Origin of the sequence: Solibacillus faecavium (genome assembly GCF_014836905.1) — a bacterium.
Taxonomy (GTDB): domain Bacteria; phylum Bacillota; class Bacilli; order Bacillales_A; family Planococcaceae; genus Solibacillus; species Solibacillus faecavium.
In genome coordinates this window covers 15,516-35,330 of sequence record NZ_JACSPZ010000014.1, presented here as the reverse complement: position 1 = coordinate 35,330, position 19,815 = coordinate 15,516, and the positions used below count along the sequence as shown (strand labels likewise).

The following is a 19,815-nucleotide window of genomic DNA, read 5'->3' as shown; positions in this document are numbered from 1 at the left end:
ATTATTATAAAACTTATAAGTTAGTGTGAGCAGTAACTTTTGCCTTTATCAATTTATGAAACAAAGGAGCCTTTTAATGACCACTTATACAAAAGTAAATATGGACAATTTTATAAAAAAACACATTAATTTAGATACAGAAGTAACGAAAAAAGCCCGTTCGAGCCGAGATTTTTTACATGAACAGTTATCCGCATTACCTAACAAAGCAGAAAATTTCCCTCGTCTCTATCCTGGTAAAGAAATATATAATTATGGTTCGTTTTCTCGTAAAACTAAAATTAGACCTTTAGATGATATTGATTTTATGTTGATTTTTTCTGCAGACGGTACGACTTATAAACACATTTCAGAAACTATTAAAATGACTGTACCTGAATCAGCTGCTAATTTGTATAAATTACGAGACGAAAACGGATATTTAAGCTCTAGAAAGATAGCTAATAAAATTAAAAATAATATTTCAAAAGTGGCTCAGTACCAAAAGTCAGAAATCCGTTCAAGTCAAGAAGCCGTTATTTTAAATTTAGTAAGCTATGATTGGACATTTGACATTATCCCCGCATTTAAAACGGTAGAAGAGTCAGATGGGCGATCTTATTACTTGATTCCAGATGGAGATGGTCATTGGAAAAAAACAGATCCTAGAATAGATCAGGCTAGGGTTACAAATGTAAATAAAAATACTGATTACAATGTACTCGAATTTATCCGGATCATTAAATTTTGGAATCAAATACAAAATATCAAAATTTCCTCTTACCTACTAGAAAATATTGTTTTAAATTACTTTGAAGAAGGAGAAGGGGAAATTTGGAATACTAAACCATACCAACTTAAATCATTCTTTAATTATTTATCATCTGCCATTTTCCAGCCAGTGTGGGATCCAAAATCATTGCAGGGTGATTTAAATGATTTAGAACATTCTAAGCAGATTATTATTGAAAATAAAGCTAATAAAAGTATGAACGCTGCAAGTAATGCCATTACTTATGAGAATGATAAGAAATACGAAGAAGCTGACAAACAATGGCGTATTATTTTCGGTGATGACTATGTCTGAAATTTCATCAATACTTGAGCGCCAAAATACCGATGAGAACATCAGATATCTCCACGCCCAAAGACAGAGTTATAAAGTATCTAAAAGATTTTATTTAGCTCGAATGATTTTAAGTATCTTCACACCATTAATATCAATTATCCTGTATTTTATTTTCAATAATACTTTAGTTAATTATGTTTTAATATTCAGCTCACTTATACTAATCTTATCGGTAATACTAGAATTATTTGAGCAAAAGTATAATAAAATAGGCGCTAATATTCAAGAAATTTTTGATACCAGTGTCTTTCAAATCAGATGGAATAGTGCCCTATTAGATAAAAAAATTAGCGATGAAGAATTATATGAGCTTGCCTCTAAAGAAGAAACAGATGAAGAAGAACTAAAAAATTGGTACTCCGGACTAGAGTCTAAAAATGAAAAAATAAATATCTTAGTTGCACAAAGAATGAATGTCTGTTGGACCCTACAACAAAAGAAAAAATTCAAATGGCTTTTATTCATTTGTTTATTATCTTTAATTACTACATTTATTCTCATATCAAGTATCAATAGTTTCACAGTTAATGAATTATTTCTTACTTTAATATTCCCTGCTACACCCTTATTTATTTATTTAGGAAAAAATTTCCTTGAAATCTGGCAACAAGAAAAAGATTTGGAGAGAATTGCGAATTATATTAACCAGTTATATGAAAAGGGACATCCTACAGACAACGAAATTCGCTCTATACAAGATTGCATTTATATATTTGGCAGGCTGCCTAATCATATTGTTCCAGATGTATTTTATAAAAAAGTTAGAAAGAAATTAGAAAATGTATTTCGAGTTATAAATAGAGAACTTACATCTAACGATAAAGATTAAAGTAATTGTAATTGATAATAAATTCAAGAGCGTGCCCAATTTAACATTTGAGCACGCTTCTTATTGCATTTATTCAACTACCTCCATGTTCGTAAAGCGCACAATTTCATCATTAAGAAACAAACCTTCACAGGCATTTAACAATTATCCTAACATGGATTTAATCCAGTTTAAAGATCACGGGTACAAATTGGAATTACCCATTGAAGCAATTTGTTTAAAGGGGTGAGTCCAAGAAATTTATCCTGTTATTAAATTATTTTCCCTCTTTAAATACCTGACAATACCTGCTCAGATGAATTGAATTGAGATGATGAATTATCTATTCCATCTCAATTTGACTGAGCGCCACTTTTTACGTATTTTTTAATGAATTAACCTAGAGTTGGATGAAGTAGTTCATAAAAATATGAGTTTCTACTATTATATTGTGCATTTATAAATACTCGTCAACATCATCTGATCGCAAATTAATATAATGTTCCATAATCGTCTGATGCGATTTATGACCAGACTGTTTTGCAATCGTTGGAATATCGGCTCCCTTCTGATACATTGCCGTAATCTGTGTTTTACGGAAAGTATACGGAGCAAAGCCAAGCCAGCTTTGAATGGCTTGATTATAGCTTACTTCACTAATTTGACGGCTTGTATGGTTGCCCCATTTATCTGCAGCACCGACAAAATAATCTTCGGCAATCAGTTCACATGCTTTTATATAATTTCTAACCGCCTGCACGCACTCGAGTGTCAGGCGTTTTTCTTTCATGTCGCCTTGTTTAACCATCATCACCTGAACCGTTCGATTCTCTAAATCAAAATCACTTACTTTGAGGCGCACCATTTCCGACGGTCGGTTGGCAGTGATTAAATTTACGAGACAAATCGCACGCTTACGGATATCGCCTTTCTTCCCCGTATCATAGCGATCGATTAAACGTAGCACATCCGTTTGTTTCTCGGCACGAATACCACGCATCGATTTTAAGCGCAGATAATCTTCCTCATTGTAGAGTGACCGCAGCATTTTCACACCCGACTCTTGCTCATTCGTCATCTGCAGTCCGTATTCATGGACCAGCCAGTATTTCACCCCGGCAAATCTGCGGTTAAATGTTGAAAGGCGTGCATGTTGGTGCGTAATGAGTTCGTGTAAATAAAGTTCAAGCGAGTCAAAATTGATTGCTAAAAAGTTCTGCTCACAGAACGCCTGAAATAAATTGAAATCTGGTTTGTACATGTCGAGCTTCTTCTTTTTCATCGCCTGAATCGTTTCATCTTTCTGTTGCTGCATCTTATATTGCTGCAAAGAAAACAGAGTTTCTTCCATTATATATACCTCCCTATTCCATTCCGTTCTTTTTATTTCTTTTCTATTCTTTTTTATTCTTTTGATTCATCAGCCAATATGTATGTGTTCCATGAAAGAGAAATTACTTTTGGTAAGTAAGACCTTTGCCTTTACCTAAATATTTTATTGAAGGAATCTGACTTTTCAGGAGAACAAACGTTTCTTTTATTATACCATTCTCAACCTTAAACAAGCATTATTTTTTAAGGTTAATAATTTTAGTAAGTATTACATAGGAACGTATAATATGCAGGAAACCATTCAATTATAGGAATTTTTGCAGATAGCAGAATCTACAGAGATATTGCGAATTGGAATGATAGAGCGACTATTCTAATATCGAATAAGACGTAGAGCAATGGATTTAATTGATGGGGAACTAAGGCAGTACAAAGGTGATTTATGATCGTTTATTACACCTGGTGGAAGTTGGACGTATGGATGGCGATAGCTATCGAATGAAAAACCACCCGCTGCTTTCGAAGCTAGCATCTTAGAACTAGTTAAAAAACAGCTTGACGGTTTCAAGAATTTATTAATATTTATCCAAAGGTAAGGTATTATGAAGCTAATATTTTTAGAAATAATGTTTCATACATCTACCTAATTAAAATTCTAACAAAAATAATTAGTTAATTAGCAGACATGACTAAATAATTTTCTTGAAAAAAAACTTTATAATTTTCACTCATTATTTTATAATCTAGTCTGTTCATAATTTCAATCATATCTCTGCAAACGTTTTCTCCCTCAACTGTATTTCCGTTTTTAAATAAAATCATACCTCCAAAAAATTTACATATACATCTTTGCAACATAAAATTTTCATTATTTAATAGTTCATTAGCTTTTCTACTATAAAATTCAGCCTTTTTTATTTTATTATTTTTAATGTATAAAGCAGTAATATTCAAAAGTATATTTATTTTTTCCTTTTTGTGTTGACTATCTTGGAAGAATACTTTTTGATTTATTAACTCATTTCCTAATAAATCAATTAATTCAAATTTAAATATATCTAATGAATTACCAAATAACGTCATTTCATAATAACCCCAGTGGTCTCTAGAAAATAAAAAATCTTTTAAAAATTCAACATCTGTATTATTTATTTTATATTCAGGATTTAGATTTTTTATAAGCGCATCTACCATTATACTATTACATTTATAAGATTTTATCTCTGATTTTATCCATTGATTCCGTAGTTCAAATTTAATATTTATCAGAAGGTCTATATCTTTTCTTTGATATGCAGAATTAATTGAATTTAATAATTCCTTAAACGGAAATATTAAATCTATTTCTTCAGAAATAATATTAAATTCATTCATACTTATATTAAGTTTTTCTAATAATAATAAAAAATTAGTTAGTGATATATCATTTTTACCTCTCTCAAATTTTGATAAAAATGACTCACTCACAATCCCATCTGAGGCCTGTTTTAAAGTTATATTTTTGGAATTTCTTAAGACTTTAAAGATTTCACCTTTATTCATATCTAACCTACTTTCATATATGACAAAAAAAATACTTATGGTAAATATCTTATTATAATTTAGTTAAATATGGAAGTAAGGGGGGAGAAAATGAATAGAAATGCTTTGCTTTATTATTTAATAGTTATTGGCTTAGGTATTTATCTCATTATAGGTGGAGGCGGTGAAAATATTTCAAATCTAAATCAAGTATTTTAAAATGAAACAAAAAAAATACTTGAAGTACCATAATAATTATAATACTTATTGATAATTTTCGAAATTATACTACTCATTCTCTATTATTTAAAATCCTAAGTGTAGAATTATAAAATTTTTTTAATTGGAGGTATAATATGAAAAGTGTAAAAATATATCTAGCTATAATACTAGGGGGGATTTTGTTGCATAATCTAATTTTTATTGAAACAGCAAGTGCAACTAATGATAGCATCCATACTCCTGAGGAAACGACAATTATTAGTACTGAAATTTTTGAACCAAATAAGAGTAACACGAATGGCTACTTTAATGGTGAAATCATTAGTCCATTAAGTAATGACCCAGGATATGGCGCAGTGAAAATTAATGATGCATTATCATCTCTTAACGGTCTCAGAGAACAAGCTGACAGAAATTTTACTTCGTTTGAATCTTTTAAAGGGGCTAGTATTGAAATCGCCTCTTCACTCCCTGTTATTGGAAAATGGGTTGAGACCGGTTCAACTATTTGGTCACATCTAAAAAATGTAGGTGCTGATATTGGGAGTGGGACTGGTAAAACTACAGACGTTAAAACTAGTTACTCTGACCGCTATTTCTATCATTGGCTATACGTATGGGATTATACAAATTCTTGGAAAGATATGGGGTATAGTGTAAGTCGATATTGGTATAAAAATATAACAGTTAGTTATCTAGATAAATCTTGTGATTGCGTTCAAAATGCAGCTTATGACTATTCAAGATTAGCAAATAGTCCAAATAAAATTTCAAAAGCTCCTAACTATATGAATAAAACACGATTAAGTACTATTGTCCAAAGCCGTTGGAGCAGTAATTTTGGTTCATATACTGAATCCTACTGAGAATTCGAAAAAAGGGGGTTATTTATCTGAAAATTCCAATATCTAAAATTATATTAATAATTCTACTTAGTATATGTCTAAGTGGCTGTACACAACAAACTGATTCTACATCTGAACAAAACTCTTATGAGCAAGTTGCACTAGGAATAGATAACCTAACTAACCCTGCTGAGAATAAAGTATTACAGGAAATTATTTCGATTAAGCAAAAAACTTTTCGTATCGACGACACGGAAAATGAATTTGAAAAAAGGTTAACCTTTCAGTTTCAAGTTAAAAATTTAACTGAGCAGCATATAAATATTGCCTACATCGGCTATTTTCCTAAAGAGTTGAATTCATATTATTTAAGCAGAGAGTATATAGACTTTAGAAGTCAGAAATTGAAGCCTCAGCAAACAATAGAAGCGACTCAATCTATGGTTATACAACATGAAAATAATTTGCCATTAGAGACAAAGGAATTTTTAAAAGACAACGGTCATATTATTTATTTTGAATTCTTAATTGATGAACAGCGACACTATGTTGCAGTCGATCTCGAAACTATAGATCCTGAATATTTGTAATTATAAATACACTCAAATGACGTTTAATAAGTTATCAACTATTTCGTAGAATACTACAAAAACAACAAAAAGACGTTGGTTCCATATTGAACCAACGTCTTTTCAATGTGCGAAAAGGAACTTCTTTTCAAAATACAAAATACAGTGATTCAATTTAAGATGTATAAACGCGGGATGGTTTTAAGAAGCAATAGAGACCTGCAAGAAAAACTATAGGGGAGTCCATCTCTGTGCTACGGTTAGCCGGCAAGTTACGGTATCCCTACTGGAGATATTGTAAGAGTAGTCGCTTAGCTGAGGCATAACTCATTTCAGAACGTGGATTTCGAATACTGACGATTTTTTTCTCAAATTTCAGATCCTTAATATCTTGTTTTTCAGCGGGATAATGGAAGGTATATTCACCACAAGAAACTACTACGAATATTGTTTGGATATCAATTCTTGAATCTCGAATTGAATGAAGTTGATGGACTCTTTTAAATCGATGGACACATAATTTTGTGGCACGCTGTTCTAATAGTAGCTTCTTGATTACTGCATATTTCAGCGAATAGAGGGCACTGGAATCTGGTACAACCTTGGCTCTGCGGTTAATTACATGAATGGCCTGTGCAATTTCATTTATTTTTAAATCTCTACCTATATTATCATTTGGGTAATCCATTCGAGTAATAACACTTCTATTTTCAAAGCGTTTCATTTAATCATCACCTCTTTGGAGATATTTTACAGTATTTTTACGGTTGGTAAAACCGTAAACTTCATATTCTCCGGAAAGTCACTGTTTCAACGTTTTTTTTTGCTGAATTAGTTTATTTTAAGTGATTTGACAAAAAATCAGCTCTTAGTTTGCATTGTGGTGGTGCAGGTTTCCACCACAATGCAAGCTTAGAGCTGCACAGGCATGTTAAAAACGCGAGCGGTAGCGAGGTTTACCTCGATGCCGTGAAGGTTTTTCAACATGCCTGATGTTTTTTGTCCAATCGCGTGTTAGGAGCAGGCACTTTATTAATGCACTCTATCTGAAGTCTAAATTTATACGGAGCGAGGGCATGACGTGATAGTAATGCGCCGGAACGGTTGTCTCCGGCGAGTTACGGTGCTGGTCAGTTCGTCGAGTGATTTTCTCGACGATCTGCCAGCAATCACGGGATGCCCCTTCTTTTTGCACAGTATATTTCAGCACCAACAAGGCGGGCTATTTTAGGAGGGCAAACAAGCGGTAATGAGTAATATTCCATAAAGCCCATAATGATTTTGTGAAGAAGTTTATTGGTTCATCATGCATCTCAATTCATCTGAGCGCTTTTTTCGATTTCCTTTAATTATTTCCTTCGCTATAATAAAAGTTAACGACCCCTATATTTTACTGATAGCTACATAACAAAAAAAGAGCTATTCATAGCTCTAGAAGATATTGAAATAAATACCTTGTAAAAAATACTTATTCTGCAAAGTACAATCTATAGTAATAAGATTTTTTCTCTATTAATTCATCATGTGTGCCTATTTCCTTAACTTCCCCATCTTCAATAAAAATAATTTTATCTGCATTTACAATAGTATTTAGACGGTGAGCTATAACGACTTGTGTAATATTCAATTCTTTAAGTGTCTTGCTAATATGCTCTTCGGTTATCATATCTAGATGGCTTGTTGCTTCATCAAAAAGTAAAATGTTTGGTTCTTGATATAAGGCTCTAGCAATTAAAAGCCTTTGTTTTTGACCACCTGAAAAATTATTACCATTTTCTGATATTAAGGTTTCAAAAGCCATAGGAGTTTTCAGAATATCGTCTAATACACCTGCTTTGTATGCAGCATCTGCTAATTTCCCGTCACTATATTTATTTTTATTTTTCGACATTGAAACATTGTCTCCAATAGAACCTGAAAACAACTTAGATTCCTGCAATACTGTACCAATTGAATATCGTATATCTGTGAGGCTATAATCTGAAAACTCTTTTCCATCAATAAAAATTTTACCTGATGATGCTTCATATAGCCCTAACAGTAGTTTCGCTATAGAACTTTTCCCTGATCCCGAAGGTCCAACGATAGCTACTTTTTGTCCTCTCTCTATAGAAAAACTAACATCTTTCAATACGGGATAACTATGTTTGTTATATTTAAATCCAACATTTCTAAATTCTATAGTACCTTTTAATTTTTGTCCTTCTTTTTCGCCAACTCTTTCTTCCTCTGCTGTAAGAATATCTTTTATTCTCGCAAAATATGTCCCGATTGAAATTAGCTGCGTATAATTTGTACCGATTGAAATAATTGGGGTTATAAATGTAACTGCAATTGAACTAAATGCAAAGAGAGTACCCAAAGATATTTTTCCATCTATATATAAGCCTCCCCCTAAAAACAGAATAACTAAAGGGGTACCAACTTGTATTAGACTAGTGACTGTACCTATTAAAGATTGATATACATTTAACTTTTGTGTCGTTTTTAATTCAGCACCATACTTTTCTGACCATAAATTTAGTCTGTTCTTTTCAAGTCCTAGACTTTTAATATCTAAGATATTATGGATGTTTTCAGATAAAACCGATTGAGTTTTAGCTTTATCCAACAAATTCTTTTTTGACATCTGCCTAATAATATTCGTATTTAGAATTAAGAAGAAAATTAGAAAAATACTTAATAGGAACAAAAACATACTCAATTGTACTGAAAAGTTAATCATTACTATAGTGTATGTAATAATCAATAAACTATCTATAAATATCGTAATCATTGATGTAGATATTATGTCCCTAATAAATATTGCTGAATTAGCTCTAAATAACAAATCACCTTTACTTCGATGCTCAAAGAACGAATAAGGTAGCTTATATAACTTATTCATAAAGTCATTCATTATAGATTCATCAAGACGCTTTTGGAACAAAGCTATGATTACTGCTCTAGCAGATTGGACTATGACGTACGAGAATAAGAAAACAATTATTAACCAACCAAACAATTGTAAGTTATCTATATTTGCAGTGTTAATAGCATTATCTGTTACCCATCTAGTAGCTAATGGAATTAAGGCCATTAACCCTTGAATTAAGATTGATACACCAATTAAACTTAGAAAAATATATTTATGCTTTAATAAATATTTACTTACTATTCTTTCTTCTTTCCCCTTTTTTCCAGTAAGAATCCCTTTTTCTCCAGGATAAATTTCTAAAGCATATTCACTATATTTTTCTTTGAATTCTTCGTGGGATATACTAAATTTACCACTATTAGGATCTAATATTTGATAACTTGACTTGTTTATTTTCTCTAAAACTACAAAGTGGTTATGTTCCCACTGAAGAATACAGGGTAGCCGTACATTCTTCAAGTCTTCTAAACTAGCTTTATATGCATTAGTTTCAAATCCATACTCATTAGCTATATTGGATAAACTTAGAAAAGAAAACCCTTCCCTTGGAGCAGGATTTTCTTTTCTAATATCGCTTAGTGTTGCATTTAAATTATAGTAACTTGAAATCATCGCAAAGCAAGCCAGTCCGCATTCTACACTTTCCATTTGTTCAATATAAGGTACTTTTCTCTTGTGCTTCATATTGTTTGTATTCCTTTTTTTAATCTAAAATGGAGTTTATTTTTTTCGGATTATTGACCCTCAATAGTTGATAGCCAATTCCTGATAATCCAGTAAATAATCCCAATGATTGAAATCCATCCGTTTTCCTTAACTTAAATCCTTCTTTGGCTGAATTTAATACATTTTGGACAATATTTTTTGCATGAGCAAAATCTGTAGGGGAATCAAAATATTCATACTTTTTAACGAAAAACTCAGAGTATGCGATATTACCATGGCACAATCCATCATCATTAAGTTCATTCATTTTGAAAATAATCTCTTCAAGTTCATTAATGATTTTTAGATGCTTCTCGTCTTTTGTTATTTGATATATTTCCAACTGTCCGATTAATACGCCTAACAAACCACGACACCAGGATAAATTTGATTCCAAACTTTCTTTTTCAGCTTCATAACTGCTTTCAAAATAACTATAATATTGCTCGGCACTTTTGCAATATCTAACATTATCAGTTATGTTCCACAATCTATAAAACACTAGCGCTATACTTAAATAACCATGCCCAAAGCCTAAGTCAGATTTCATTTCTTCTGCCACTGGTAAGGACATATACTTTTCGGCGTATTTAGTTGCTTGTAATAGCACATCCATATCATCGTCTCGTTGGTATATTTTTAACAAGGAATTGATTAGACTTGGGGTTCCATTTAAGTAATCCATCGGGATATCATCGTGATCATTTTCAAGATAAGAGAATTGTGTTTGAAGATCCTCGCTTATTTCTCGTATTACTCTCCTATTTTTGATATAAGCAGTAGCATGTATTAGTCCAACATATCCGCTACTTAATCCTACAGTGTTTTTATTGAAATTCATTTTTAAAGAGTTGACTATTTTCTTAGCATACTCTTTATACTTTTTAATTTTTGTTTCTAAGTAAAGTGACTCGAAAAATAAATAAACTCCTGCTATCCCATCATAAAAATCATTATCTAAATAGCCAACTTCCCATTCAACATCCAAACCATGTACTACAGACATCCAATACACATATTTGTCATCTTCAATAGTAATATTTTCTATTAAAAAATCAGCAATTTTTTTCGCTTCCTCTATAAAATCGTATTCATATTGAACATCTGAAATTAAGGGTGCTGTTTTAGTAGGTAATGTCTTCGGATAAAGACCTAAAGCTACTTTTATTACAGAGAGCTGTTTATCTAAAACATCATTATCTATATTATTTATTTTATCTGTTACCAATGTAAGGCTATTGTAGTCTCTCTCACCTTCAATAGGATACAAATTACTGCTGAGTAAATTATTTTCTTTTATATTCGAGAAAAAAATAGGAATATCATTAATTCTCATGTCTTCTATTTCATAATAAATAACTTTTTTATTAGATAAGCCAAAGCTCCACATATTTTCCAGTACTTTATCGCGATCTAGCATATCCATTAATAAATCTGGATGGTTAGAGTGTTCCAATATATTTCCATACTGGCTTGTGTCTCGGAAGATGGTTCTAACTAAAATATCTTCTTGAAGCGTTTTTAACCATAATCCATTCAGGAACTCATCTTTGTTTCTCATAACCTCTAAAGCAATATTTTTAAATCCAATTAAGATTTCATCTATAAAATCTTTATAATACACTTTATCTGTTGGATCTTTTAAAAATGGAATATTATTCGAGTCAGTACTGGATACTTCTTTAAAATCATATTTCATTTCATCAGTTCCTAAATTTACAGGCTGTAAAACCTTCCTTGGTAATTTAGAAGCTTTTCCATCAAGAGCACTTAAATCCACGCCAAAGTCATCTTCTCTCCCAGATCCATGTTTGACAGGTAGTAGCATAGTTGAAGTTACATTACCAAACAAAATTTTTCGTACATCTTTCATAATAGGATAGTCCCTTGAATCAAATGGGATTGGTTGTTGGAATAACGTTTCTAAATCGACTACGATCGGTTGATTACCACGTGATATTAAATTTTCCATATGCATGTCTGTTCCATTTAAGAAATATAGAATACCCATTAATTGCCCAAAGCGTCGGTAATAATCTTTTACCTCATTATTATTATTACACCCCTTATATTCTATAAATTCTTCAAACGTATAATCATTAAGATGAAGAGCTTCTGTTACTTGCATCTCTAATATATTTTCTTTTTTATTGAAAATATCAACGAATTCTTTATATACTTTATGAATCTTTACATTTTTGGGTTTGTAAATAATCTTTGTGCTATCTTTAAAAACTAACTCCGTTACTGTATTACCACGTCCATGAGTATCTCCTTGTCCCATTTTGACCTTCTCTAATACAAAATCAGTGATCCCAAATTTGGATGACAATAAGTCTTTGTTTTCCTCTATTCTTTTCAGCAAAGTTTCTGCATTTTTAATATAGTTCAAAGAAATATCTGTAAGCAGGCGTGTCAACACAATGTATTTGTTGTAAAAGGAAAGTAATTTGGAATTAGAAGAAAATGAATCTATGAAAGATTTAAACCTGTCTTCCTTAGATTCACCGGATAATTCCCCTTTTTCCCTATCGATATTTAACTCTAAAACAATAGGTTTTTGAGCAATTTCTATAGCAGTAATCGCAAAGTGCTCTACAAAGCATTTTTTTATTTCTTTACCTACTATCCTTTTAATTAATGGAGTAGAAAGTAATTCATCAATTGATTTTTCAACATAGTATGTATAAGGTCTTAGTAAAAATAAAATATCTTTTTTGAAGTGAATACTCTTATCTGCATTCACTTCATTTACCATTTGTACAAATTTTTGATACCATTCCGATTTCTCTGCATATAATTGATATAACTTTTTGTTAGCTGCAGATACATCTTTATCAACTACATGTGAGAAAACATTAAGATTATAATTGTTGATGGAAATCATTTCGGCAAATGCACTATCTGTTAAAATACTCATTTCTGATCGCCAGCTATCTAATGCCTTGGTATTTAAATCATTTAATAATTCTTTGTTTGTTTTTAAAATAGAATACCTTTCCTTGATGTTTAAACTTAAATATAGGTTATCTAACATTTTAACCCCTCGCTTGATTTAGATTTTATATGTTCTTTTAGAGTAGGGCTTTTAAACATCCCACTTTCTTCCCAATATCGATATTCAAAATGCTCTTTTGGATATTTATTTAAAATTGATTTCATAGTTTGGAACGTACTCTCGTGTTTATCACTAATTACAACTGGGAAATCATTTTTATAATGATCATGTATAACAGATTCTATTTCTTCTAGACCTTCCCTATATTCATCTTCATCATAATTTTTAAAGAAAATTTCAGAGTGTAATATATTTGCACCCATAAATGTAAACACCTTTTTAAGATAACTATCTACATGTTCCCCTCCATTACTTTCGCATGTAACAATCGTTATAACCGATTTTCCAGCAAACTTCATTAAGTGGCCCCAGTAAGATAATCTATCTATAAAAATTTTGCTGTCAGATGAAACATTATGTGAATATACAGGAGTAGCGAATATGATTAAATCAGCTTCATCTGCTTTTTCCTTTAAGAATTTCCCGTTATCATCAGCATATCCCTCAGAAGGACAAGTCCCATGCTCAAAACAATTTTTACAACCGGTCGAATGTCTAAGTGGCATTGATAATGGATCTATTTTCGTCGTTTGGATGTCAGCATAATTTCCAACTATATATGAATGTATTTGTTCAATAATAATATTTGTTCTAGAACTCAGGTTTCTTGATCCTGAGTATAGTAAAATTTTTTTAGTCAATTTTATACTCCCTTCCTTTATAAAAATAGGCAAAGTGAAATTCAACACTTTGCCCAAAATACTTTAAGAAACTATACAAATCAAGGTTTATTATCTCCGCCACATTTAAACTGAGCAGATATAATATATGAAGCTAGGAAGCTACAAAGCGGTGTAGATTGAGGTTGAATTTCAGAGCCTGTAGCTCCGAAAACCTTCTCCATCTCTGTTTTATTTAACTTTTTCAAACTTTTACCAACAGTAGAGTTAACATTCATTTAATAGTCACGCTCCTTTTTGTAAAATCATCCCAAACAATCTTTGTTGTAAGAAACTAGACCACTGATTGCAGAGATTGCTCCTAAACATTTCTTACTACTTTTAGTAGCAGCACTAAGGATTGGAGTTGTATGTGGTTCTACTACACCAGAAGCCCCATAAATTTTCTCCATTTCACCCTTCTCTAACTTTTTCATGCTCATTCCAACTACTTTTTCCATAACGCACCTCCTATAAAATTTCAAATATTGGAAAAATTATGTAAAAATATGTCATATTTTTTTCCTTTATTTGTTACAAATAACTTAACATCCCAAAATATCTAAATCAAGGATTTTTTTAAAAAAATGTAAAATATTTTATTCTTTTTATCTAGAATTCATTACAAATTGACTTAAATACATTACTTTACAAACGATTATAAATATTCACAATATTATCGAATGGTGTCTATTGACGTAAGAAATGCTTTACAAAATGTAAGAAATATGTTACTTTAAATTTATAATAAAAAATTGGAGGTATTGAAATGCTTGATACGTTGACAACTGTCTCAGGATTCCTACTATTAGCAACCATTTTTTACTGGTTTCACTTCTTAGACAAAAATAAAAATGATGAAAGAGGTGACCATATAGTAGGGAAAGCAGCCAAAATTTCATTCTCTTCATTATTTGTGATAATGGGGATAATTACCGTTTTTTACACTACTGAAGCTATCACCGCGGATAACCTTTTTAACTACATGTTAATTGGACTATCAGTAGGAACCTTAATTCATACAGTGAGCCTCTTTCTGTATGATCGGAAATACCAGTAAGGAATAATTATATTTCGAAATAATAATGAATTAGAGGTAGGAGGATAGGTATGCTAGACAACCAAATTAGTATTTGGAGGGCTCATAAAAAAATGACGCAAGAACAACTAGCTAAAGAAGTAGGAGTAACTCGACAAACCATAGTCGCTCTTGAAAAAAATAGATATAATCCTTCTCTGGATTTAGCATTTAGAATTTCAAAAGCCTTAGGTAAGCAAATAGAAGAAGTATTCATACACATTGGTGACGAATAAATAATTACTTTAAGGCAATCAAGAACTTCTATCAGTAAAATAAAATCTCTTGGTTGCCTTTATTGAAGTCAAAAATACTTTTTAAGGAGCTAAAAATGCAGAAAAAAAGAATTGATCAGCTAGATGCTTTAAGAGGTATCTCTCTTTTAGGAATTTTATTAGTCAATATGTTAATTTTTCAATATGGAATTTTGGGGAAAGACCAATTAATATATTTTACTGATTCAAATACTGATATATGGACACGTAATTTAATCTATATCCTTATAGAAGGTAGTTTCTTACCAATTTTCACATTCTTATTAGGATATAGCTTAGTTTTATACAGAAGAAGCTCAAATACTATTCGACCTTCTAAAATAATTTTAAAACGCTCAATCGGTTTACTTTTAATTGGATTTTTACATTTTTTGTTTATATGGGAGGGTGACATTCTTTTTTCGTATGGTTTAACTACATTATTTCTTCTCATGTTCATTAAGAGAAAACCTCATACAATATTAATATGGGCTCTTATATTTTTAGGCACTATTAGTTTGTTTAGTTACGGATCTTATAATCAGAGTGCTCTAGATCCAAATAAAATATCGTCCTATATATTAAATACGGAAGAGGTTTACTCAAACGGTCATTATTCAGAAATTCTGCAACATCGGCTTGAATCAGAAGCATTAACTAAAGTTTTGGGTCTGGATATCGAAGGAATGGGAACGTTTATACTAATCTTAACTACTCTTGTTTCTCCTTTTACATTATTACCAATGGCGCTGTTAGGTATATACGCTGCTAAAATGAAATTTTATAAAATAAATCCAAGGTATTATTATATAGGAATACTTTTAATACCCATTGGCATTGTAATGAAACTATTATATTTACAATATCCTAACAACGATTTGTACGGAATGACATTTACACTAGGATCAAATTTTTTAGGAATTGGTTATATTTCTCTTTTATTTTCGATATATCCATATCTTAAACTTATTAACCCCTATTTAATTGCTACAGGAAGACTATCATTATCAAATTACATTGCATATTCTATTATTTTTACATTCATTTTCTATGGTTATGGTTTAGGTTTATTTGGCAAGATTGGAGTTTTAAATGGTGTGATAATTACTTTTGTGGTTTATGTATTCCTTGCTATATTGAGCAAATTATATTTAAAGAAATGGGATAATGGCCCCATGGAAATTTTATTGAAAAAATTCATTAATATAGGTGAAAAGAGGAAATTTGAAAGTGAATTGTCTACAAAGACCAGTTCATAAAACCACACATGAGGAAAATTAATATATAGAAGGTTCTTTTTAGTGAATTGCACCCCAATTGTTACTCCCCGTCAAGTAGACATTAGAAATTATGCGGCTTGAGCCTAAATTCTGAGGGTTTAAGCCGTTTAATCGTTTATATTCCAAACTTATAATACCCATAATTGTTCCATTCAAATTCCTTACCAAATATCATACTCTTACTATATTCTATGAATACCTGAGCCTTCAATTATTGTTTATCTATTAGTTAAAATCTAAATTAATTGGTTGTTCTGATAGGTTCCTATCTGCATTATTTGTTCTACTTATTATTTCACTTACCTCTTCGAACTTAAAATTATCAACCCAAACTTTTCCCGCACCAAAAAGTTGCATTCCAAAAAGAATACAAGCACTTTCTTTAGGTACATCAAGTATTATGGAGTAATAATTCCAATCTGTTTTTCCTTGAAAAATACTGTTATCCATACTATTAAAAATAATTATATCATCATATGAATCATTAATTTGAAGCCATACTTGGCATTTTGTCTCTCGCTCCGCTTTTAAATAACAAGACATTTTAATTTGTTTCCCTAAATAAATGCTTGCTTGAAATCTCTGTACTATTGTTGCAAATTCTCTAGTACTTACTCCTATTTTTGCATTAAGCAATCCTGATTTTCTACCTGAATAAAATACTTTGTCGTCTAACTCAAATGTGTATAAATCTGGAGTAGAACTTATAAATTCCCACCCTTTAATTGATTCCTTTTTATTCATTTGTTTCTACTCCTTTATAATTAAGCTAAGTTTTATTAAAAATCTCTAAATATTTATTTTATTAGTTCAAAATTATAACAAATTTAAACAATATTTTTTGATATATATTGCGCTTTAATAATTAAACTATTTAAAGATATTTGGAAAAAGCACTTCTGTAACGGTGCTTACATCAAAGAACAACACTTTTCAAACAATTTATGGTAGCACTTCATAAATTTCGCCAAGCAGTCAAGAAGCAATCAAGATACTTTAAAGAATGTTACTTCGACAACGTAGGTTGTCTCCGGTGAGTTACGGTATAAATAGTTAACTGGTTAACCTCTTTGAAATTAACGTTTAAAGGTTAATCAAATGAAATGGGATATCACTCCAAGGCTCGCTGTCAGCTATTTGAAAAATCAAATATCTCAGCGTTCTCATAAATTCGATGTATGGGGTATCCATCTCGAATCTCATGAGGACGCTTTTTTTGCGCTCTTTCCGAAGAAAACTAGCATAAAAACGCCCACAAAAGAATAGAGAGAAATAGAGAAATATTTTCAAATTTGCCCTAGCGTAGAAAAGAATTGAAAAGTTTTCCGTAGAGTTGCGTACAAAAGAATAAAAAAGTTTTGAATAGAATAGGAGAGAATAGAATATGGAACAAGTGATTCCCATTGAGCAACGTATAAAAGAAGTCCTTGCAAACGATACTTTATTTCAAGTCATCCAAGGAACACCCAACGAGCAGCATTTTTTATCTGAGCCTTATTTACTCGAGCTCATTGAAAAGAAATACTATTCCACACCCGAAGTGGCGAGCTGGTTTGATGTTACGGATGCACAGCTGCGTTACTACATCAAACCCTTTGAAGAGTATTTATTTGATGACCAAGCGACAAATCCCACAACAGCTACCCTTATTCGTTTAGATTTTAAAGCTATTTTAAAATTGCGTATGATTCTGCTATTAAAGGATGAGTATCGCGTAAGGGGACTAAGACAACTTTTACGGATAAATGAAGATGGCCATATTATCCAAAAAAGACCGTCTCCTTCAACAGAAATTGCTACGCCCGATGACATTGAATACAAACTCAATGCCATGAGTCAAGCATTAGAACAAATTATGAAGACAGGTTTATTTAAAATGGAGCAAAATGAAGAGACCCAACAAATGCAACTAACCATAAATCAAGACTTTCTAGAACAAAAAATAAAAGCCATTCCTCTCGAAACTTCGCAAAAATTAGAAAAGATTCAAACCATCACAAAAAATCTTGAACAGGAAAACACTGAGTTGAGGAAAATGGTCGAGGGAATGATGGCATCTAATAAGGAGGATATCGCAATACGTATTAGGGAAAAATCTATTGAACAAACCGTGCTTAATCGTTTACAGAACGAAGCAGTTCAACAGTATACCCAACAAAAGAAACCGCTTTTCCAAAAACTTTTCCGTTCTGCGCAAATTGAGATTGATAAGAAACGCTATATCTCTGCTTATATCGAAGAACACTATTCTAAACAGTTAACGTTAGCGCTCCACGAATATCACAAACAATCTTTGGAATACGATGATCAACAAAACGTTCCCTCTTGAACAGGGAGCGTTTTTTATACGCCAATACAGGATTAATATTTGAATTTTCAGTCGCATTGAATTATAATAAAGTTAACTTAAAAAAACTAGGTTAACCCTTTGATATTATTGATTTTATTAGTTAACCATTAGGAGGAGTTAAAATGGCTGATAAAACATTTGGAGTCAAAGTAAGCGAAGAAATGTATGAAAAAGCGAAGATGGTTATCGAATCAAGTGGTGTATCTTCAAAGGACTGGTTCGAGAAGGCTGTGGCATTGTATGAATTGAATACTATTAAGCAAGGTTCAAGTGACTACACGCAAGATTTATCGGAACTTGAACACCATACAACCCGCATGTATGAGCTAATCGTCAATATGATTCAACGTTCGGTTTATCTGAAGGACCACGCTGTGAAAGATATTAGCGATAAATTAGAGAGCAAAGAAGCCATTATCCAGGAGTTCCAACAACAACTTTTCCAATTAAAAGAAGAAATCACGTTGAAAAATAATATGGTAACGGCATTACAAGAACAAGAAAAAGAGTTAAAAGAGAAATTAAAAGCGAATGAAACTACCTTGGAAAACAACCAGGCCCTTATTGCTGAATATAAAGAAAAAAATGATACGTTAAGTGGCTTAGTCGCAAAATACCAAGCCTATGCCGAAGAAAATGAACAGCTGAAAATCGATTTCAGCAATGAAAAAGCAGCATTAGTAGAACAAGCAAACGCTGCAGAAGTAAAAGGCAACGCACTTCAACAGGAACTTGCAGAATCTAGAAAGACCTTAGCTTCAGAACAGAAAAAGTTTGAAGACACTCTCCAACTATCTATCGAACGCAAAGATCTAGAGCGTGAAAAAGCACTAGTCGAACTGGAACGTCAGCAACAAGCCCAACTAGCCAAGGCAAACGAGCAGTACAACGAACAGATCCAGGCGCTTTATGCAGAGATTGCTGAGTTACGTAAAATTAATGATGAAAGTCGTGAGAAGTATCAAGCTGAAATTGAAGCGTTAAAGGTGCAGAAGGAGAAATAAAAAATCGCTAAATCCTTTGGTGAAAAGGGTTTAGCGATTTTTTCC

18 protein-coding genes are annotated in these 19,815 nt (G+C 31.6%); 9 read left to right on the top strand and 9 right to left on the bottom strand.

What is annotated here, in order from left to right; genetic code table 11:
• The first annotated feature begins 76 nt into the window (after positions 1–76).
• Both H9635_RS18445 and H9635_RS18440 read left to right on the top strand, forming a co-directional pair.
• A complete protein-coding gene (locus tag H9635_RS18445) occupies positions 77–1,066 on the top strand; it encodes an SMODS domain-containing nucleotidyltransferase (protein ID WP_225231403.1) in 990 nt (329 codons plus the stop codon).
• Positions 1,059–1,937 (top strand): S-4TM family putative pore-forming effector, encoded by an 879-nt coding sequence (locus tag H9635_RS18440; protein ID WP_225231402.1) that lies wholly within the window; start codon positions 1,059–1,061, stop codon positions 1,935–1,937. Before H9635_RS18445 ends, H9635_RS18440 begins: the two co-directional genes overlap by 8 nt.
• A gap of 436 nt (positions 1,938–2,373) precedes the next feature.
• On the opposite strand, the gene H9635_RS18435 is transcribed toward H9635_RS18440, so the two are convergent.
• Entirely contained in the window at positions 2,374–3,267 is an 894-nt protein-coding gene (locus H9635_RS18435; RefSeq protein WP_191701783.1) for a tyrosine-type recombinase/integrase, read from the bottom strand.
• A 653-nt stretch (positions 3,268–3,920) separates the two neighbouring features.
• Complete coding sequence (locus tag H9635_RS18430; protein ID WP_191701782.1) at positions 3,921–4,790, bottom strand: Rgg/GadR/MutR family transcriptional regulator; 870 nt, start codon at positions 4,788–4,790, stop codon at positions 3,921–3,923.
• A 335-nt stretch (positions 4,791–5,125) separates the two neighbouring features.
• On the opposite strand from H9635_RS18430, the gene H9635_RS18425 reads away from it, so the two are divergent.
• Positions 5,126–5,857, top strand: coding sequence for a hypothetical protein (locus tag H9635_RS18425; protein WP_191701781.1), 732 nt, complete (start codon positions 5,126–5,128; stop codon positions 5,855–5,857).
• Positions 5,858–6,276: 419 nt separating this feature from the next.
• The gene (locus H9635_RS18420; protein ID WP_191701780.1) at positions 6,277–6,426 is read left to right on the top strand and encodes a hypothetical protein; all 150 of its coding nucleotides are present in this window, start codon (positions 6,277–6,279) and stop codon (positions 6,424–6,426) included.
• A gap of 262 nt (positions 6,427–6,688) precedes the next feature.
• Here H9635_RS18420 and H9635_RS18415 read toward each other — a convergent pair whose 3' ends face one another.
• From H9635_RS18415 to H9635_RS18390, 6 genes are all read right to left on the bottom strand, one after another.
• Complete coding sequence (locus H9635_RS18415; RefSeq protein WP_191701779.1) at positions 6,689–7,129, bottom strand: YkyB family protein; 441 nt, start codon at positions 7,127–7,129, stop codon at positions 6,689–6,691.
• A gap of 744 nt (positions 7,130–7,873) precedes the next feature.
• Entirely contained in the window at positions 7,874–10,006 is a 2,133-nt protein-coding gene (locus H9635_RS18410; protein ID WP_191701778.1) for a peptidase domain-containing ABC transporter, read from the bottom strand.
• Positions 10,007–10,025: 19 nt separating this feature from the next.
• A complete protein-coding gene (locus tag H9635_RS18405; RefSeq protein ID WP_191701777.1) occupies positions 10,026–13,064 on the bottom strand; it encodes a type 2 lanthipeptide synthetase LanM family protein in 3,039 nt (1,012 codons plus the stop codon).
• Entirely contained in the window at positions 13,058–13,786 is a 729-nt protein-coding gene (locus tag H9635_RS18400; protein WP_191701776.1) for a flavodoxin family protein, read from the bottom strand. The genes H9635_RS18405 and H9635_RS18400 overlap by 7 nt, the downstream gene beginning before the upstream one ends.
• 80 nt (positions 13,787–13,866) lie before the next feature.
• Positions 13,867–14,043, bottom strand: coding sequence for a mersacidin family lantibiotic (locus H9635_RS18395; protein ID WP_191701775.1), 177 nt, complete (start codon positions 14,041–14,043; stop codon positions 13,867–13,869).
• A gap of 27 nt (positions 14,044–14,070) precedes the next feature.
• Entirely contained in the window at positions 14,071–14,265 is a 195-nt protein-coding gene (locus tag H9635_RS18390) for a lichenicidin A2 family type 2 lantibiotic (protein WP_191701774.1), read from the bottom strand.
• 308 nt (positions 14,266–14,573) lie between these two features.
• On the opposite strand from H9635_RS18390, the gene H9635_RS18385 reads away from it, so the two are divergent.
• The 3 genes from H9635_RS18385 to H9635_RS18375 all read left to right on the top strand — a co-directional run bounded on the left by H9635_RS18385 (position 14,574) and on the right by H9635_RS18375 (position 16,395).
• Positions 14,574–14,864, top strand: coding sequence for a hypothetical protein (locus H9635_RS18385; RefSeq protein WP_191701773.1), 291 nt, complete (start codon positions 14,574–14,576; stop codon positions 14,862–14,864).
• Between the two features lie 50 nt (positions 14,865–14,914).
• Positions 14,915–15,118 (top strand): helix-turn-helix transcriptional regulator, encoded by a 204-nt coding sequence (locus tag H9635_RS18380; protein WP_191701772.1) that lies wholly within the window; start codon positions 14,915–14,917, stop codon positions 15,116–15,118.
• 95 nt (positions 15,119–15,213) lie between these two features.
• The gene (locus H9635_RS18375) at positions 15,214–16,395 is read left to right on the top strand and encodes a DUF418 domain-containing protein (protein ID WP_191701771.1); all 1,182 of its coding nucleotides are present in this window, start codon (positions 15,214–15,216) and stop codon (positions 16,393–16,395) included.
• A 246-nt stretch (positions 16,396–16,641) separates the two neighbouring features.
• Here H9635_RS18375 and H9635_RS18370 read toward each other — a convergent pair whose 3' ends face one another.
• Positions 16,642–17,160 carry a hypothetical protein gene (locus H9635_RS18370; RefSeq protein ID WP_191701770.1) on the bottom strand — a complete coding sequence of 173 codons (519 nt, stop codon included), beginning with the start codon at positions 17,158–17,160 and terminating at the stop codon, positions 16,642–16,644.
• A 640-nt stretch (positions 17,161–17,800) separates the two neighbouring features.
• On the opposite strand from H9635_RS18370, the gene H9635_RS18365 reads away from it, so the two are divergent.
• Positions 17,801–18,745 carry a DNA primase gene (locus H9635_RS18365; protein WP_191701769.1) on the top strand — a complete coding sequence of 315 codons (945 nt, stop codon included), beginning with the start codon at positions 17,801–17,803 and terminating at the stop codon, positions 18,743–18,745.
• Positions 18,746–18,888: 143 nt separating this feature from the next.
• On the top strand, positions 18,889–19,770 hold the full coding sequence (locus H9635_RS18360) for a coiled-coil domain-containing protein (protein ID WP_191701768.1): 882 nt from the start codon (positions 18,889–18,891) through the stop codon (positions 19,768–19,770).
• Positions 19,771–19,815: the final 45 nt, after the last annotated feature.

Bases quoted from the DNA above. Each gene is read 5' to 3' on its own strand.
- H9635_RS18385 (WP_191701773.1), top strand. From the start codon at position 14,574: ATGCTTGATACGTTGACAACTGTCTCAGGATTCCTACTATTAGCAACC.
- H9635_RS18375 (WP_191701771.1), top strand. From the start codon at position 15,214: ATGCAGAAAAAAAGAATTGATCAGCTAGATGCTTTAAGAGGTATCTCT.
- H9635_RS18395 (WP_191701775.1), bottom strand. From the start codon at position 14,043: ATGAATGTTAACTCTACTGTTGGTAAAAGTTTGAAAAAGTTAAATAAA.
- H9635_RS18425 (WP_191701781.1), top strand. From the start codon at position 5,126: ATGAAAAGTGTAAAAATATATCTAGCTATAATACTAGGGGGGATTTTG.
- H9635_RS18420 (WP_191701780.1), top strand. From the start codon at position 6,277: ATGGTTATACAACATGAAAATAATTTGCCATTAGAGACAAAGGAATTT.
- H9635_RS18440 (WP_225231402.1), top strand. From the start codon at position 1,059: ATGTCTGAAATTTCATCAATACTTGAGCGCCAAAATACCGATGAGAAC.
- H9635_RS18370 (WP_191701770.1), bottom strand. From the start codon at position 17,160: ATGAATAAAAAGGAATCAATTAAAGGGTGGGAATTTATAAGTTCTACT.
- H9635_RS18445 (WP_225231403.1), top strand. From the start codon at position 77: ATGACCACTTATACAAAAGTAAATATGGACAATTTTATAAAAAAACAC.
- H9635_RS18430 (WP_191701782.1), bottom strand. From the start codon at position 4,790: ATGAATAAAGGTGAAATCTTTAAAGTCTTAAGAAATTCCAAAAATATA.
- H9635_RS18380 (WP_191701772.1), top strand. From the start codon at position 14,915: ATGCTAGACAACCAAATTAGTATTTGGAGGGCTCATAAAAAAATGACG.
- H9635_RS18415 (WP_191701779.1), bottom strand. From the start codon at position 7,129: ATGAAACGCTTTGAAAATAGAAGTGTTATTACTCGAATGGATTACCCA.
- H9635_RS18435 (WP_191701783.1), bottom strand. From the start codon at position 3,267: ATGGAAGAAACTCTGTTTTCTTTGCAGCAATATAAGATGCAGCAACAG.
- H9635_RS18390 (WP_191701774.1), bottom strand. From the start codon at position 14,265: ATGGAAAAAGTAGTTGGAATGAGCATGAAAAAGTTAGAGAAGGGTGAA.
- H9635_RS18405 (WP_191701777.1), bottom strand. From the start codon at position 13,064: ATGTTAGATAACCTATATTTAAGTTTAAACATCAAGGAAAGGTATTCT.
- H9635_RS18410 (WP_191701778.1), bottom strand. From the start codon at position 10,006: ATGAAGCACAAGAGAAAAGTACCTTATATTGAACAAATGGAAAGTGTA.
- H9635_RS18365 (WP_191701769.1), top strand. From the start codon at position 17,801: ATGGAACAAGTGATTCCCATTGAGCAACGTATAAAAGAAGTCCTTGCA.
- H9635_RS18360 (WP_191701768.1), top strand. From the start codon at position 18,889: ATGGCTGATAAAACATTTGGAGTCAAAGTAAGCGAAGAAATGTATGAA.